This window comes from Dyella sp. 01L423 (assembly GCF_056399945.1).
In genome coordinates this window covers 73,363-89,936 of record NZ_JBFTSI010000004.1, presented here as the reverse complement: position 1 = coordinate 89,936, position 16,574 = coordinate 73,363, and the positions used below count along the sequence as shown (strand labels likewise).

17 protein-coding genes are annotated in these 16,574 nt (G+C 65.2%); all 17 read left to right on the top strand.

Annotation, left to right across the window (positions count from 1 at the left end):
* Window positions 1-9: 9 nt before the first annotated feature.
* The 17 genes from AC1DMY_RS13030 (at window position 10) to AC1DMY_RS12950 (ending at window position 16,570) form a co-directional block, all read left to right on the top strand.
* Window positions 10-1,197 (top strand): flagellar hook-length control protein FliK, encoded by a 1,188-nt coding sequence (locus tag AC1DMY_RS13030; RefSeq protein ID WP_477165368.1) that lies wholly within the window; start codon window positions 10-12, stop codon window positions 1,195-1,197.
* A 727-nt stretch (window positions 1,198-1,924) separates the two neighbouring features.
* Window positions 1,925-2,425 (top strand): flagellar basal body-associated FliL family protein, encoded by a 501-nt coding sequence (locus AC1DMY_RS13025; protein WP_477165367.1) that lies wholly within the window; start codon window positions 1,925-1,927, stop codon window positions 2,423-2,425.
* A 13-nt stretch (window positions 2,426-2,438) separates the two neighbouring features.
* Window positions 2,439-3,455 carry a flagellar motor switch protein FliM gene (gene fliM, locus AC1DMY_RS13020; protein WP_441602975.1) on the top strand — a complete coding sequence of 339 codons (1,017 nt, stop codon included), beginning with the start codon at window positions 2,439-2,441 and terminating at the stop codon, window positions 3,453-3,455.
* On the top strand, window positions 3,452-3,790 hold the full coding sequence (fliN, locus tag AC1DMY_RS13015; protein ID WP_441602974.1) for a flagellar motor switch protein FliN: 339 nt from the start codon (window positions 3,452-3,454) through the stop codon (window positions 3,788-3,790). The genes fliM and fliN overlap by 4 nt, the downstream gene beginning before the upstream one ends.
* A 5-nt stretch (window positions 3,791-3,795) precedes the next feature.
* The gene (gene fliO, locus AC1DMY_RS13010; protein ID WP_477165366.1) at window positions 3,796-4,164 is read left to right on the top strand and encodes a flagellar biosynthetic protein FliO; all 369 of its coding nucleotides are present in this window, start codon (window positions 3,796-3,798) and stop codon (window positions 4,162-4,164) included.
* Complete coding sequence (gene fliP / locus AC1DMY_RS13005; RefSeq protein ID WP_477165365.1) at window positions 4,164-4,955, top strand: flagellar type III secretion system pore protein FliP; 792 nt, start codon at window positions 4,164-4,166, stop codon at window positions 4,953-4,955. Before fliO ends, fliP begins: the two co-directional genes overlap by 1 nt.
* 172 nt (window positions 4,956-5,127) lie before the next feature.
* On the top strand, window positions 5,128-5,397 hold the full coding sequence (gene fliQ, locus AC1DMY_RS13000; protein ID WP_046973101.1) for a flagellar biosynthesis protein FliQ: 270 nt from the start codon (window positions 5,128-5,130) through the stop codon (window positions 5,395-5,397).
* Window positions 5,394-6,164 carry a flagellar biosynthetic protein FliR gene (gene fliR, locus AC1DMY_RS12995; RefSeq protein WP_477165364.1) on the top strand — a complete coding sequence of 257 codons (771 nt, stop codon included), beginning with the start codon at window positions 5,394-5,396 and terminating at the stop codon, window positions 6,162-6,164. Before fliQ ends, fliR begins: the two co-directional genes overlap by 4 nt.
* A 10-nt stretch (window positions 6,165-6,174) precedes the next feature.
* Entirely contained in the window at window positions 6,175-7,311 is a 1,137-nt protein-coding gene (gene flhB / locus AC1DMY_RS12990; protein ID WP_477165363.1) for a flagellar biosynthesis protein FlhB, read from the top strand.
* 10 nt (window positions 7,312-7,321) lie between these two features.
* On the top strand, window positions 7,322-9,412 hold the full coding sequence (gene flhA / locus AC1DMY_RS12985) for a flagellar biosynthesis protein FlhA (RefSeq protein ID WP_477165362.1): 2,091 nt from the start codon (window positions 7,322-7,324) through the stop codon (window positions 9,410-9,412).
* A 143-nt stretch (window positions 9,413-9,555) separates the two neighbouring features.
* Window positions 9,556-10,983, top strand: coding sequence for a flagellar biosynthesis protein FlhF (flhF, locus tag AC1DMY_RS12980; RefSeq protein ID WP_477165361.1), 1,428 nt, complete (start codon window positions 9,556-9,558; stop codon window positions 10,981-10,983).
* The gene (locus AC1DMY_RS12975) at window positions 10,980-11,921 is read left to right on the top strand and encodes a nucleotide-binding protein (RefSeq protein WP_477165360.1); all 942 of its coding nucleotides are present in this window, start codon (window positions 10,980-10,982) and stop codon (window positions 11,919-11,921) included. The genes flhF and AC1DMY_RS12975 overlap by 4 nt, the downstream gene beginning before the upstream one ends.
* A 1-nt stretch (window position 11,922) precedes the next feature.
* Complete coding sequence (locus AC1DMY_RS12970; protein WP_441602966.1) at window positions 11,923-12,696, top strand: RNA polymerase sigma factor FliA; 774 nt, start codon at window positions 11,923-11,925, stop codon at window positions 12,694-12,696.
* A gap of 121 nt (window positions 12,697-12,817) precedes the next feature.
* Complete coding sequence (gene cheY / locus AC1DMY_RS12965) at window positions 12,818-13,225, top strand: chemotaxis response regulator CheY (RefSeq protein ID WP_121882234.1); 408 nt, start codon at window positions 12,818-12,820, stop codon at window positions 13,223-13,225.
* A complete protein-coding gene (locus AC1DMY_RS12960; RefSeq protein WP_477165359.1) occupies window positions 13,222-13,863 on the top strand; it encodes a protein phosphatase CheZ in 642 nt (213 codons plus the stop codon). Before cheY ends, AC1DMY_RS12960 begins: the two co-directional genes overlap by 4 nt.
* Before the next feature lie 3 nt (window positions 13,864-13,866).
* Window positions 13,867-15,828 carry a chemotaxis protein CheA gene (locus tag AC1DMY_RS12955; RefSeq protein ID WP_477165358.1) on the top strand — a complete coding sequence of 654 codons (1,962 nt, stop codon included), beginning with the start codon at window positions 13,867-13,869 and terminating at the stop codon, window positions 15,826-15,828.
* Between the two features lies 1 nt (window position 15,829).
* Window positions 15,830-16,570, top strand: a complete 741-nt coding sequence (locus AC1DMY_RS12950; protein WP_046973092.1) for a flagellar motor protein — start codon at window positions 15,830-15,832, stop codon at window positions 16,568-16,570.
* Window positions 16,571-16,574: the final 4 nt, after the last annotated feature.

Below are 16,574 nucleotides of genomic sequence, written 5' to 3'. Positions count from 1 at the left end.
GATCATCGTATGACCTCGTCCATTGCCGCGGTGGTGAACTTGCCGCCGCCGACGAACGCGCCTGCCAGCGATACGACGAGCGCTTCGTCCAATGATCCGAACAAAGATTTCAGCAAGCCTTTGCAGCATGCGCACCAGCAGCTGGCTCGGCAGAGCGAAGCGTCCCGTCCTGCGCACGGGCGGCACGCTGCGGCCAAGCCCGCCTCCGCGACCCAGCCGCAGTCTCCTTCCAAGAGCAAGCAGGATGACAAGGACGACGACAAGTCGGCCACTGACACGCCCGCCACCACCGCAGCGATGCTCGCCCTGCTGGGCCAGAGCGTGCCGGCTTCGGCGGCTGCCAGTGCGGTGCCCGCGGCTGCCGATGGCGAAGATGCGACTGACGCAGTCACTGCAGCGACCGCATCCGCTGTGACGCCGGCCACCGTCGCGTTGCTCGGAGCTGCCCAAGCCTCGGGGCAGCCGAAGGCGGGCACTACCGACGACCTCGCAACGGCCATGGCAGGCGTCAAGGACAAGAGCCTTTCCATGTCTGCGCAGGACGCGGACGACGGCGATGACGCGGCGGCTGCTTCGACGACCGATGCCGCGCCGCGCGTGCAGGGCGATGCATTCAGCACTGCCTTGCAGGCCATGACAGCCTCGTCGAGCCAGGGCAATCACGGCGATGATTCACTCGATGCATTGAAGAATCTCACCGCCCAGGCGATGTCGCAGCAACCGCAGACGCCGTCGAGCGTCGCGACAGCACCGGCGCCGCATGCGCTCAGCATGCAATCGAGCGTGGGATCGCCATCGTTCGGACAGGAGCTGAGCCAGCAGGTCACCTGGCTGGGCGGCCAGGACGTGAAGGAAGCACGCATCCGCCTGCATCCCGAAGACCTCGGCGAGCTCGATGTGAAAGTGAGCGTGAAGCAGGACCACGTGGATGTGGCCTTCATCGCGCAGCACCCGCAGGCCGTGCATGCCGTGCAGCGGACACTGAGCCAGCTTGATTCGATGCTGGCGCACCATGGTTTGACCCTGGGGCAGACACAGGTGGGGCAGGGGAATACGGGGCAGGGTTCTTCTCAGGCCGGGACGTCGGGTGGTTCCTCTTCCGGGTCTGAGGGTGGGGTGGCTGAGGGTGTGGGGGAGTTGGCTTCGGTAGCGGGGTCGGTGATGAAGGTGGTGGGGTTGGTGGATATGTTTGCGTAACCCGCTTTTCTTCTCCCTCTCCCCTGCGGGGTGAGGGTTGGGGTGAGGGGTGGGTGCTCGCGGGAACCTTTCTACTTCGTCATCCCGGCGCAGGCCGGGATCCAGTGGCGATGGGCTTCGGATGTCGCGATATCGCGACCTGGATCGCCTGCCGCGGGCCTTCGTGCCGCTGCCGCGGCCCGAGTTACTTTTCTTTGCTTGCCCAAAGAAAAGTAACCAAAAGAAAGGGCCCCCCGGAGCCCGCCCGCCGCGTCATACGGGGACCCCGGGTCAAGAGCCGAGCCCGCCATTGGCGGGCGTGCATTCTCTTGTAGGAGCGCACCCTGTGCGCGACAGCCCCACGGCGCGGTACGTCGCAGCTCTGCGGTCGCGCACAAGGTGCGCTCCTACAAGGGAACACGCAGATCCGTGCCGACCGGCTTTTTTTTTGTGGGAGCGCACCCTGTGCGCGACAAACCTACGGAGCGGTACATCCCAGCGTAGCTGTCGCGCACAGGGTGCGCTCCCACAGACCAGCGCCGGGCGCGACAAGCTTCCGACCACCGCCACCACCCCGTCACGCCCAATCCCCGACACGCGTCAAGAAAGCGCCGCGATCCCGTCGCGATCCCGCGCAAACCCAGGCACAGCAACGTCTTCCACCGATGGCATGCCGTTTGCAAACAACGGACATGTGCCGCCCGTGGCGGGTGGCCGGCGATTGAACTTTGATAGGGATTGATTTCGCATGGCTCAGAACGAGCAAGCAGAAGCGGCGGCCGCAGCGCCGAAGAAGGGATCGAACAAGCTCGTGTTGATCATGGGCGTGGCGTTGCTCGCCATGGGCGGCGTGACCGGCTACCTGGTGATGAACTCGCGCAGCGGTGCGCATGGTGCGGAGGGTGATGAGCCGAAGGTGGCGCTGTCCAAGCAGGAGCAATACCTCATGCTGGATCCGCCGTTCGTCGTCAATTTCAAGGACGACCAGTCCATGCGCTTCCTGCAGGTGGGCGTGAGCCTGATGTCGCATGACCCGGCGGCGCTGGCGGCGGCGAAGGACGCCGATCCGGTGATCCGCAATGCGCTGGTGATGCTGTTCAGCAGCCAGGACTACTCCATCCTCAGCGACGCCGCGGGCAAGCAGAAGCTGCAGGCGCAGGCGCTGGACGCGGTGCGCAAGATCATCGAGAAGCGCCTGGGGCGTCCGGGCGTGGAAGCGCTGTACTTCACCAGCTTCGTGATGCAGTGACGGGACAGCGGCGATGAGCGACCTGCTTTCACAGGAAGAAATCGATGCCCTGCTCGACGGCGTGGAAGGCGGCGCCGTCGAAACGGGCAATGACGAGCCGTTGCCGCCCGATGCGGTGATCTCGTACGACTTCACCCAGCAGGACCGCATCGTGCGCGGCCGCCTGCCCACGCTGGAGATGGTCAACGATCGCTTTGCGCGCTTCTTCCGCACGGCCGTGTTCGGCGTGCTGCGCAAGACCTGCGAAGTGTCCGTGCTCGGCGTGAAGATGATGAAGTTCGCCGAGTACGTCCACGCGCTGGCCGTGCCCAGCAACCTCAACCTGGTGCGCATCAAGCCGCTGCGCGGCACCGCGCTGGTGGTGATGGAGCCGCGCCTGGTGTTCACCGTGATCGACAACTTCTTCGGCGGCGACGGACGTTTCCACGCGCGCATCGAGGGCCGCGATTTCACGCCGACCGAGAACCGCGTGATCCAGATCATGCTGACCGAGTTGTTCGCCTCGATGGTGGAAGCGTGGGCGCCGGTGTTGCCGCTCAACTTCGAATACCTCAATTCAGAAATCAACCCGCAGTTCGCCAATATCGTCAGCCCCACTGAAACCGTGGTGGTGTCGAAGTTCCATATCGAACTCGACGGCGGCGGCGGTGAAGTGCACCTGACCTTGCCGTACGCCATGGTCGAGCCGATCCGTACCTTGCTCGATGCCGGCGTGCAGAGCGACCGCGTCGATCGCGATCACCGCTGGGCCGAAACGCTGCAGGACGAAGTGCTGGATGCGGAAGTGGAGCTCAGCTCGCTGCTGCTGGAGACGCGTCTGAGCATCGGCGAATTCCTGCGTCTTCGTCCCGGCGACGTGCTGCCGATCCAGCTGCCGGAATTCAGCACGGTGTTTGCCGAAGACGTGCCGGTGTTCCGCGGCCGCTACGGCCAGCACAACGGCCGCACTGCCGTCCGCTTCCATGCCCAGACGGGACGCCGCGAAGTGCGCCTATCGACCGAAACCACCCTGGAGATTGACCTCGCATGACCCCCAATGACGCCGCCAGCGCTACCCAGCGCGTCGAATTCGATCAGCTGAGCGCCCCGCTGGGCGAAGGCTCCGAAGTCAACCTCGACATGATTCTCGATGTACCGGTCACGCTCGCCATGGAAGTGGGCCGCACCCGCATCAGCATCCGCAACCTGCTGCAGCTCAACCAGGGCTCCGTGGTGGAACTCGATCGCTCCGCCGGCGAACCGCTGGACGTGTTCGTCAACGGCACGCTGGTGGCGCACGGCGAAGTAGTGGTGATCAACGACCGCTTCGGCATCCGTCTCACCGACGTGATCAGTCCGGCCGAGCGCGTGCGCAAGTTGCGGTGAGCGCGATGATGGCCCTGGTCCTTCCCGTTGCCGCTGCGCCCGAGATCAATGTGGGTGGCGAGCTGGTGCGCGTGGTGTTGAGCCTCGCCGCGATCATTGCGCTGATCTTCGTGGCCGGCTGGTTCAGTCGCCGGCTGCAGGCACGCACGACGCCAGGCGGACGTCGCATGCGTTGCGTGGATACCATGGCGGTGGGCGCGCGCGATCGCCTGATGCTGGTCGAAGCGGACGGCAAGCGCCTGCTGATCGGCATGGGGCAGGGCGGCATGCGCACGCTGCACGTTTACGAAGGCGTGGCGCCTGCGCCCGAAGCCGGTCCGCAACTGCCGATCGCGCCGTTCGGCGACGTGCTGGCCCGCTGGAAGCGCAAGTGATGAAGCACGTCCGTTGGATTCTCCTGGTCTTGCTGATGATGTGTCCGGTGCTGTTGTGGGCGGCGCCGGCCATGCCTGCGATGCCATCCATGCCGCAGATGCCGTCGTCGCCGGCCGGTATTCCGGTGCTTACCGTGCAGAACGCACCCGGCGGCGCGCAGAACTGGACGCTGTCGCTGCAGTTGCTGGCGCTGATGACGGTGCTGACGCTGTTGCCCGCCGTGTTGCTGATGATGACGTCGTTCACGCGCATCATGATCGTGCTGAGCTTCCTGCGTCAGGCGCTGGGTACGAGCTCGACGCCGTCCAACCAGATCCTGCTGGGCCTGTCGCTGTTCCTCACGCTTTTCGTGATGTCGCCGGTGCTCAATCACGCCTATGCCGACGGCGTGAAACCGTATATGGACGGCCAGATGACGGCCGAGCAGGCGGTGCCCGCCGCCGCCGCACCGTTCAAGCATTTCATGCTCGACCAGACGCGCGATGCGGATCTGCAGCTGTTCACCCACCTGGCCAATGAGCAGCCGTACGCCAGCAAGGAAGATGTGCCGTTTCGCGTCGCCATGCCTGCCTTCGTCACCAGCGAGCTGAAGACTGCGTTCCAGATGGGCTTCCTGCTGTTTATTCCGTTCCTGATCATCGACCTGGTGGTGGCCAGCGTGCTGATGTCGATGGGCATGATGATGGTGTCGCCCACGATCATCTCGCTGCCGTTCAAGATCATGTTGTTTGTGCTGGTGGACGGGTGGACGTTGCTGTTGGGGACGTTGGCGGGGAGCTTTTACACATGAGCGGCATCTTGTTTCCTCACGCCTGCCTCCTCCTCACCGTCATCCCTGCGAAAGCAGGGATCCAGCGACTTTTCACGCTGCGTACGAAGCAGGGCCAAAGGCACTGGATCCCTGCTTTCGCAGGGATGACGGTGAGGGTGCGTCTTGGTCATCGCGTTGCGCAGGTCGCACCATGACGCCTGAATCCGTCATCGAATTTGGCCAGCACGCGCTCTACGTAGCCATGATGGTCGCCGCCCCTTTGCTGCTCACCGCACTGCTGGTGGGCCTGATCATCGGTGTGGTGCAGGCGGCCACGCAGATCAACGAAATGACCTTGAGCTTCATCCCCAAGGTGGTCGCCATGGCCGCGGTCGCATTGATCGCCGGTCCCTGGATGCTACGCACGTTGGTGCAATTCACGCGCCAGCTGATCGAGAGCCTGCCCGGGGCGGTGAAGTGACCACCGTGCAGCTCGCTCAATTGCAGGGGCTGATCGGCTCGCTGTTGTGGGCGATGGCTCGCGTTGGCGGGCTGTGTCTGGTTGCGCCGGTGTTCGGCGACTCAGTGCTTCCGCAGCGTTTCCGGCTCGCCATCATGTTGATGCTGACCGTGGTGCTGGCGCCGCTCGCGCCGACCACGATTGATCCGATGACGGCCGACGGCATCACCACCATGGTGGCGCAGTTGCTGATGGGCGCATCGATTGGTTTCGTGCTGAAGCTCGCGTTCGAAGCGGTGTCGCTGGGCGGCCAGTTGGTGGGGCAGAGCATGAGCCTGGGCTTTGCCGAAACGGTGGATCCGCGTGGCGGCGGCAGTTCGCCCGTGCTCAGCCAGTTCTACCTGCTGATGGTGATGCTGCTGTTCCTCGCCATGAACGGGCATCTGCGTTTGATTTCGCTGCTGGCGGACAGTTTCCATAGCTTGCCGCCGGGGCAGGCGGTAATCGATCCCAAGGGTTTGTACGCCGTGGTCGCGTTCGCCACGCATCTGTTCGGCGGCGCAGTGCGCGTGGCGCTGCCGGCGATGACCTCGCTGCTGATGGTCAATATCGGCTTTGCCGCGATCAGTCGTGCGGCGCCGTCCATGAATTTGTTCGCGGTGGGTTTCCCGATCACGGTCACCCTGGGTTTCGTCGCGCTGTGGCTGTCGCTGCACACCTTGCCGGGTGCCTTCGAGTCTTTGCAGAACACCGCATGGACGCTGATGCACGAACTGGCGGGCGGCTGAGGGATACGCCATGGCCGAGAACGACGATCAGGAACGCACTGAACAACCCTCCGAAAAACGCCTGCGCGAATCGCGCGAAAAGGGCGACGTTCCCCGATCGCGCGATCTGTCGGGTGCGGTGGTGGTGCTTGCCGGCGTTTCCGCGCTGATGAATGGCGGCGCGGCGGCGATGGAGCACGTGAGGCGCATCTACGGCTTGGGGCTGACCTACGATCGCGCTGCGTTGTTCTCCGAGCAATTGCCCGGGCGCGCGCTCTCGATGGCGATGCACGAGGCGATGTCGCTGTTTGCCCCGGTGGCGCTCGCCACCATGCTGGCCGCGCTCGCTGCGCCGCTGTTGCTCGGCGGCCTCAATTTCAGCGCCGAGGCGCTGGAGCCCAAGTTCGAGCGGCTCGATCCGATCAAGGGGCTTGGCCGCATCTTCGCCATGCGTGGCCTGGTGGAACTGGCCAAGTCGCTGCTCAAGCTGCTGCTGATCGGCGGCGTGCTGGTGATGGTGCTGAAGAACTGGCAGGACGACCTGATGGCCACCGGCGTCGGCGAAGTTCGCGCCGGCACGTTCAAGGCCATGAGTCTGCTCGGGCATGGCGCGCTGTTGTTTGGCTCCATCCTCGCGCTGATCGGCGGCGCCGACGCGCTGTACCAGAAGTTCGACCACACCAAGCGCCTGCGCATGACGCGCCAGGAGCTGAAGGACGAATCGAAGGAGAGCGACGGCAATCCCGAGCTCAAGGGCCGCATTCGCCAGCTGCAGTTCCAGATGGCGCGCAAGCGCATGATGCAAGAGCTGCCGAAGGCGGACGTGCTGATCACCAACCCTTCGCACTTTGCCGTGGCCTTGCGCTACGACGAAGGCCGCATGGGCGCGCCGCGCGTGATCGCCAAGGGCATGGACGAACTCGCGCTGCAGATCCGCCTGGTCGCCTCCAGCCACCGCATCCCCACCGTGGAAGCGCCGCCGCTGGCCCGCGCGCTGTATGCCACCACCCAGATCGACCGCGAGATTCCCTCGGCGCTGTACGTCGCCGCGGCCCAGGTGCTCGCCTATGTCTTCCAGCTCAAGCAGGCAGTGTCGCGCGGTGATGCACCGCCGTCGGCGCCGCAACCCGATGTTGATCCGGACCTGATGGGTCCCTACAAGTTCTGATGGAACAGTGATGGCAAACGCTACTGCCTTAGGCACTCTCAAGACGCTTGGACGCCGCGGCCTCGGCGCGCCGGTGATCATGCTCGCCGCGCTGGCGATGCTGATGCTGCCGCTGCCGCCGTTCCTGCTGGACATGCTGTTCAGCTTCAATATCGCGTTGTCGCTGGTGATCCTGCTGGCGGTGATCTACGTGATGCGCCCGCTGGAATTCGCTGCGTTCCCCACGGTGGTGCTGATGGCGACCTTGCTGCGCCTCGCGCTCAACATCGCCTCCACGCGCGTGGTGCTGCTGAATGGCCACGACGGCCCTGGCGCCGCGGGCAAGGTGATCGAAGCGTTCGGCGAGTTCGTCATCGGCGGCAATTTCGCGGTGGGCCTGGTGGTGTTCGCCATCCTCACCATCATCAACTTCGTGGTGGTGACCAAGGGCGCGACCCGCGTGTCCGAAGTGACGGCGCGCTTCACCCTTGATGCGATGCCCGGCAAGCAGATGGCGATCGACGCCGATCTCAATGCCGGCCTGCTCAACCAGGAACAGGCGCGCGACCGTCGCCAGGAAGTGCGCGAGGAAGCGGACTTCTACGGCTCGATGGACGGTGCCTCCAAGTTCGTGCGCGGCGATGCCACCGCCGGCATTCTGATTTTGATCATCAACATCGTCGGCGGCTTCTTCGTCGGCATTTTCCAGCACGGGCTTTCGGCGGGCGAAGCTGCCAAGACTTACACGCTGCTCACCATCGGCGACGGCCTGGTGGCACAGGTTCCATCGCTGATGCTGTCGATCGCCACCGCCGTGATCGTGACGCGCGTGTCCAAGTCCACCGACATGGGCAAGCAGCTCATCGGCCAGCTGTTCGGGCAACCGCGTGCGCTCGCCGTGGCGGGCGTGGTGCTGGGCGTAATGGGCCTGATTCCGGGCATGCCGAATATCGCGTTCCTGTTGCTGGGCGGTACCTGCGGTGGTGCGGCCTGGCTGATGATCAAGCGCGATCGCGAAGCGGTCGAGCGCGTGGCAAAGGCCGCCGCTGAAGTGCTGCCGCCGGCCGCGCCGACAGAACGTCTCGAACTGGGCTGGGAAGACGTCGCCAGCGTCGATCCGCTGGGTCTGGAAGTGGGCTATCGGCTGATTCCGCTGGTGGATACGCATCAGGGCGGCGAGTTGATGGGCCGCATCAAGTCGGTGCGCCGCAAGCTCTCGCAGGAGCTGGGCTTCCTGGTGCCGCCGGTGCATATCCGCGACAACCTGGATCTTGGCCCCAACACCTATCGCATCAGCCTGATGGGCGTGCCGATGGGCGAGTCCGAGGTGCACAACGATCGCCTGCTCGCAATCAATCCCGGTCGCGTGCAGGAAGGGCTGCAAGGCATTGCCACGCGCGATCCGGCGTTCGGCCTCGAAGCGCTGTGGATCGAACCGGGCCAGCGCGAAACGGCGCAGAGCCTGGGCTATACCGTGGTCGATCCGGCCACCGTGGTGGCCACGCACCTGTCGCACATCCTGCAGAGCCACGCGCACGAACTGCTCGGCCACCAGGACGTGCAGCAGCTGCTCGATCGCCTCGCCCAGACAACGCCCAAGCTGGTGGAAGACCTGGTGCCCAAGCGCCTGTCGCTGGGCGTGGTGGTCAAAGTCATGCAGAACCTGCTGGCCGAGCGGGTGCCGATCCGCAATATGCGTTCCATCGTCGAATCCTTGGCGGAGCACGCGAACCAGAGTCAGGATCCCGGCGCCCTCAGTGCGGCCGTGCGCGTGGCGCTGGGTCGTCAGATCGTCCAGGAGATTTCTGGCCTCGGTACCGAGATCCCGGTTATCACGCTGGCGCCGGAGCTGGAGCAGATCCTGCTCGGATCGCTCGCAAATGGCGGCGTGGCAGGCGCTGCGGTGGAACCGGGCCTCGCCGACCGCCTGCAACAAGGCGTCGCCGACGCTGCGCGCAAGCAGGAAATGAGCGGCGAACCGGCCGTTTTGCTGGTCGCACCGCAGCTGCGTCCGTGGCTCGCACGCTTCACTCGCCATGTGGCACAGAACCTGCACGTACTGGCTTACAACGAGGTGCCGGACAACCGCCGAGTGCGATTGGTGCAGGCATTGGGTCGCTGAATCAAGCAGACGAGAGAAGGAATAGGGATGAGTAGCGAGGGCGCAAACATCGAGTCGTTGGCGAATGGGCAGCACGTGCCGAGAGGCATGGCCGCGCAAGTTCGTCGCTCGTCCCTCGTTCCTGTTTCGCGGAGCAGCAAGGCATGAAGATCAAGCGTTTCGTGGCCCCGGATATGCGTCAGGCCATGCGTGAAGTGCGCGAGGACCAGGGACCGGATGCGGTGATCCTGTCCACGCGCCGGATGGACGACGGCATCGAGATCATCGCGGCCGTGGATTTCGACGAAGCTTTGGTGCGCGAAGCGGCGCGCCATGGCGCGCCGCTGGAAGTGGAGAACCGCGCACCGCCCGCAGCGAACAGCGACCTGCCTTCCTTCGCGGCACGTCGTGCCGACGTGATGCCGCCGCCGCTGCCGACGGCGAATCGTCGCGAGGACGACGGCGTCACCGTGTCGCTCTCGCGTCGTGCCACCACCGCACAGCGCGTGGAGCCCACGCTCGAAGCGCCGGTAGCTCGCAAGCCATCAGCCCAGGCCGCATCGCTGGTCAAGGCGCTGGAGGAAAAATCCGCGCCGGTGGAATCTGCGCAGACCAACGTAGCCGGTGAGGTCACCGCTTCGATCCATCCCCTGCTCGAACGCGCCATGCAGGACACCGCACGCGTACGCGCCGAACTGGGCAGCCTGCGCGACCTGCTGGAAACCCAGCTGTCGAGCTTGATCTGGAACGACCTGGAACGCCGTCAGCCGATGCGCGCCCGCGTGCTGCGTGAAATGACGCGGCTGGGTATCGAACCGGATGTGGCTCGTCAGCTGGTCGGTGAACTGCCAGTCGAGATCAACGCCGAGCAGGCGCGCTATCTGCCGCTGGGTGTACTCAGCCGCAGCCTGTCGATCAGCCCGCGCGACCATTCGGAGCGTCGTGGCGTGACTGCGCTGGTTGGTCCCACCGGCGTGGGCAAGACCACCACCATCGCCAAGCTCGCCGCGCGTGCGGTGATGCGCAACGGCGCATCGCAGGTCGCGCTGGTCAGCACCGATCACTATCGCATCGGCGCCGCGGCGCAGCTGGAACACTACGGCCGCCTGCTTGGCGTGCGCGTGTATCCCGCCTATGACGCCGACAGCCTGCGCCATGTACTGGAACTGCTGCGTGGCCACCACACCGTGCTGGTGGATACCGCGGGCCTGGCTGGCGGCGATCCGCGCCTGGCCGAGCAGCTTGACGTGCTGGGCAACGGCGGCGATCTGCGCGCCTGCCTGGTGATGGCGGCCAACGCGCATGCCTCCTCGCTCGACGAGGCGGTGCGCGCCTACCTGCCGGTCAAGCCGCACGCCTGCATTCTTACCAAACTCGACGAGGCACCCAGCCTCGGCGGCGCGCTGTCGGTGCTGATCCGTCACCGACTCGCGCTCGACTACGTCACCGATGGACAGCGCGTGCCCGAAGACATCGCTACAGCCGATGCCCGGGTGCTGGTGTGCCGTGCCGCGCAGGTGCTCAAGGGCACCGCGCCGGCCGATGACGTGGTGATGGCGGATCGCTTCGGACTAGCGGTGGCAAGCGCATGAGCGGTGTCTTTGCAATGAACCAGGCGATGGGGTTGGAAGGCATGCTGCGTGCGCTGACCGAACGACATAGCCGACAGGCGCCGGTCCAGGACCAGGCGTATGGACTGAGCGGCAGTGCGCCGCGCAAGCGTTGCCGCGCCATCGCGGTGGCCGGCGGCAAGGGCGGCGTGGGCAAGACCACGGTGTCGGTGAACCTGGGCATGGCGCTCGCCGTCGCGGGTCACCAGGTGATCCTGCTCGATGCGGACATGAGCCTGGCCAATATCGACGTACTTCTCGGCCTCACGCCCACGCGCCACATCGGCCACCTGCTCGACGGCGTCTGCTCGATCGAGGACTTGCTGATGACCGCGCCGCACGGCCTCAAGGTGGTGCCGGCCGGTTCCGGTACGCGCCGACTGGCGCAGCTGGGTGCGGGCGAACATGCGGCCGTGATCCGCGCGTTTGACGATCTGGTGACACCGCCGGACTACCTCGTGGTGGATACCGCCGCCGGACTGTCCGACAACGTGGCGATGTTCGCCGCCGCCGCGGATGACGTGGTGGTGGTGGTATGCGACGAGCCCGCCTCGCTCACCGATGCGTACGCCTTGCTCAAGGTGCTCAGCCGCGATTTTGGCGTGCGCCGCTTCCGCATGGTGGCGAACATGGTGCGCAACCTGGGCGAGGCCAGGCAGCTGCATCAGAAACTCGCACGAGTTTGCGATCGCTTCCTCGATGTGGCGTTGGAATTCATGGGCCATGTTCCGCATGACGAACGACTCAAGCAGGCCATCCGTCGCCAGAGCGCGGTGGTGGATCTGTGGCCGTCGAGCCGGTCGGGATTGGCATTCAAGCAATTGGCGGGTGCGGTCGATACATGGGGTGAACCCGAGCGACTGGGCCTGGATCGCATCGCCTTTTTCAGCAGGCAGGCCGCAGTAGCAACGGGGTGGTGACATGAGTGTGGCTTCCGAATATCTGCAGCTGACGCGGCAGAGTGCCGACGAACTGGTTCGCCAGCACGCTCCCTTGGTGCGAAGGATCGCCTATCACCTGATGGGTCGATTGCCGCCCAGCGTGGACGTGAGCGATCTGATTCAGGCCGGCATGATCGGTTTGCTGGAGGCCGCGCGCAATTTCACCACCGGCAAGAATGCGAGCTTCGAGACGTTTGCGGGTATCCGCATCCGTGGCGCGATGCTCGACGAATTGCGGCGTACCGACTGGACCCCACGGTCGGTGCATCGAAAAGTGCGCGAAATGGCGGAGGTTGTTCGTCAGATTGAAATCGAAACCGGTTCTGATGCCGATGACGCCGAAGTAATGCGGCGACTGGGCATGGGCGCCGAGGAATATCACCAGGTGTTGGCTGACGCGGCGAGTGCACGCCTGCTCAGCCTTTCCGCACCGGACGACGCGGATGGTGGCGCGGCGTTCGACGTGGCCGACGGCGACAGCCTGAGCCCGGCGGACAGTGTCGAGCATGAAGGCATGCGCGAGGCGCTGGTGGAAGCCATCGGCGGCCTGCCCGAACGCGAGCAGCTGGTGATGTCCCTGTACTACGAGGAAGAACTGAACCTCAAGGAGATTGGTGCGGTGCTCGGCGTGACGGAGTCGCGCGTGTGCCAGATCCACGGCCAGGCCATCGTGCGCTTGCGAGCGCGCATGAGCGGTTGGCATGAGGGGCAGGAAAGGAAGGCAGGAAAACGTAAAGGGGCGAGGGGCGAGTAACTAGGGCGAGAGCCCGAACGGTCGCTGCGCCGACCAGGGTCGAACCGACGTCCGGTCGTTGCGTCCTCGCAACTCGTCCCTGTTCAACACAAGTCATATCTACGCGCAGCGGAGAAAGCGTTTGGACAAGAATATGAAGATCCTCGTGGTGGACGACTTCTCCACCATGCGGCGCATCGTTCGCAACTTGCTGGTCGAACTGGGCTTCAGCAACGGCCTGATCCAGGAAGCCGACGATGGCGAGAACGCGCTGACCATGTTGCGCAACAATGCCTTCGACATGGTCGTGACCGACTGGAACATGCCCAATATGACGGGCATCGACCTGTTGCGCGCCATCCGCGCCGAGCCCTCGCTGAAGGGCATGCCGGTGCTGATGGTGACCGCCGAGAACAACCGCGACCAGATCATTGCCGCCGCCCAGGCCGGCGTGAACGGCTACATCGTCAAGCCGTTCACCGCCGCGACACTGCAGGAAAAGCTGAGCAAGATCTTCGAACGCCTGGCCGCCAGCGGAGCCACCGCATGAACGCACAAGTTTCCTTGATGGCCGGCGAAGCGATGCCGCCCGAACTGCATGCCTTGCTCAACAGCGCCGATGGTGTTGCCTTTGAGAAGGCGCTCGATGTGCTGGTGCGCGAGCGCGAACAGCGCGTGTTCCGCGCCTTGGGGCTGCTTGCGCGCGACCTGCACGATGCGGTGCGCCGCCTCGGCGGCGATCTCGCCCAGGAAGGCGTGCCGGGCAGCGTCGCCGATGCGCGCAAGCACCTGGAAGACGTGCTGGAAATGAGCTCGCAGGCGGCCCATCGCTCGCTCGATTTCGTCGAGCGCATGCGCCCGCAGGCCGACGCGCTGGCCGAGAACGCCGGCGCGGTGATCGACGGCACCACCGAAGGCGAAGTCGCGCACGTGCTGGCCAAGCAGTCGCAGGCGTTCGCCCATGCTTGCCGCGATGGCCTGGCCGATTTCGTGGTCGCCCAGTCGTGGCAGGACCTTTCCGGTCAGCGCATCAAGAAGGTGGTGAACTTCATCGGCAGCGTGGAGAACTCGCTGCTGGAACTGGTGAGCCTCACCGGCGCGCTGGCGTCTGGCGAAGCCGCGGCCGGCCCGGTCAAGGTCACCAGTCAGGACGAGGCGGATCGTCTGTTGAGCGAATTCGGTTTCTGATCGATGGATCCCTCGTTCGACAACGAGCTGCGCGACGATTTCCTGGTGGAAGCCGGGGAACTGGTGCAGCGCCTGGGCGATCAGCTGATCGGGCTGGAGGCCTCGCCGCGCGACGCCGAGCTGTTGAACGCCGTGTTTCGCGCGTTCCACACGGTGAAGGGTGGCGCGGGTTTTCTCGCGATCGAGCCGATGGTGCAGCTGTGCCATCACGCCGAGGATCTGCTCAACGTGGCGCGCAACGGGCAGCTGCTGCTCGACGCCAGCCGCATGGATGCCTTGCTGGAAGCGTTGGATCTGCTCAATGACATGATGGCTGCGCTGGCCGGCGGCACGGCGATGGCGATGCCGCCAGCCGGCCTGCTGCAACGGCTAACACCGGGCAAAGGCGCTGCACCGGCGCCCAAACCGGTGGCCGCCCCGGTAGCGCCGCCGCCAAGCGATGGCACGATCGACGATTCCGAATTCGAGGCTTTGCTCGACAGCCTCTATGGCAGCAGCGGCGCACCGGGTGCGCCCGCGGCAGCAGCCGGGTCGGGCAGTATCTCCGACGACGAATTCGAAGCCCTGCTGGACAACCTGCATGGCAAGGGCGGCCAGCCTGGCGCGACGACGAGTGCACCCGTCGCATCGTCAACATCAAGCACGATTTCGGACGACGAGTTTGAATCGCTGCTCGACAATCTTCATGGCAAGGGTGGACTGCCGGGCGCGAATGCGCCGGCACAAGCTCCTGCACCTGCTCCTGCACCGGCTCCCGCGGCTGCACCGGCCAAGCAGGCCGCGCCTGCGCCGGAAAACACCGTGCGCGTGGACACCGCCCGCCTCGATGCCCTGGTGCATCGCGCCGGTGAACTGGTGCTGGTGCGCAACCGGCTGCTGAGTCTCGCGGCCAAGACTGGCGATGAAACGCTCGAGCTGGCCGCCACCGAACTCGACCGCGTCGCCGACGCCCTGCAGAACGCCGTACTCGGCATGCGCATGCAGCCGGTGGGCCGCTTGTTCCAGCGCTTTCCGCGCATCGTGCGCGATCTCTCGCGCCAGCTCGGCAAGGAAGTGGAACTGATCCAGGAAGGCGAGGGCACCGATCTGGATCGCAGCCTGGTCGAAGCACTCGCCGATCCGATGGTGCACCTGATCCGCAACGCGCTCGATCACGGCCTGGAAATGCCGGACGAACGCGAACGCGCCGGCAAGCCGCGCAAGGGCAAGGTGACGCTGGGTGCGAGCCAACGCGGCGAGCGCATCGTGATCACCGTGTCCGACGACGGGCGCGGCATGAACCCGGAAGTCCTGCGCCGCAAGGCGGTGGAAAAGGGCCTGATGGACGAGGCGCAGGCATCGCGGCTCACCGAAAACGAATGCTACGAGATCATTTTCCGCCCCGGCTTCAGCACGGCCGCCACCGTCTCCGACATCTCCGGTCGCGGCGTGGGCATGGACGTGGTGAAGACCCGCGTGGTGGAACTGGGCGGCACCTTGTCGGTGCGCTCGCAGCTGGGCAAGGGCAGCACGCTGGAGCTGGCCGTGCCGCTGACGCTGGCGATCCAGCGCGTGCTGATGGTGCGCGTGGGCGCCCGTCTGCTGGCATTGCCGCTGAGCAATGTGGATGAAGTGTTCGAACTGGCGGCGGGACAGCAACAGCAACTGGACGGTCGCGCCGTGGCTTCGCACCGCGGCCGCGCGCTGGCCCTGGCCAACCTCGGTGGCTGGATCGGCGTGGACGCTGCGCCGGGCCGCCACGTGGTGGTGCTGCATATCGGCCATATGCGCCTGGGTTGCCTGGTGCATGAAGTGCTTGGCCGCGAAGACGTCATGGTGAAACCGCTCGGCCCGCTGTTCGAAGGCGTGCCCGCCGTGGCGGGCGCCACCGTCACCGGCGATGGCCGTCTTGCGCTGGTGATGGATCTTGCCGGTTTGTCCGGTAGCGACGGTCAACTCCTCCCATCCCTCCGAGTGAATACCTGACATGGATCTGGTAAGTCTCATCGGGACGATCCTGGCCTTCGTGGTCGTGATCGTCGGCACCATCCTCAAGGGTTCCAGCGTGGAAGCGCTGTGGAATCCGGCCGCATTCGTGATCGTGTTCATGGGCACCATCGCGGCCCTGCTGGTGCAGAACTCCGGCAAGGTGCTCAAGCACGCGATGTCGATGTTCCCACTGGTGTACAAGCCGCCGCAGCACCAGCCATCGGACCTGATCAGCCGCATCGTCGGCTGGAGCGAAATTTCGCGTCGCCAGGGCCTGCTGGGCCTGGAGCCGCAGATCGACGCAGAAAGCGACACCTTCGTGCGCAAGGGGCTGCAGTTGCTGGTGGACGGCAGCGAGCCCGAGGCCATCCGCGGCGTGCTTGAAGTCGAAGTGGGTGCGCGCGAACACCATGATCTGGCCGGCGCGAAGGTGTTCGAGCAGGCGGGCATCTTCTCGCCGACCATGGGCATCATCGGCGCGGTGATGGGCCTGATGGCGGTGATGCAGAATCTGGCCGATCCGAGCAAGCTCGGCCACGGCATTGCCGCTGCGTTCGTGGCGACGATCTACGGCGTGGCGCTGGCCAACTTGTGGATGCTGCCGATGTCGGCGCGCCTGAAGGCACTGATCCACAAGCAGACGCAGATGCGCGAAATCCTCATCGAAGGCCTCGTTTCCATCGCCGAGGGTGCCAACCCTCGCCAGATCGAAGCGAAGCTCCAGGGCTACCTGGCGTAACGGA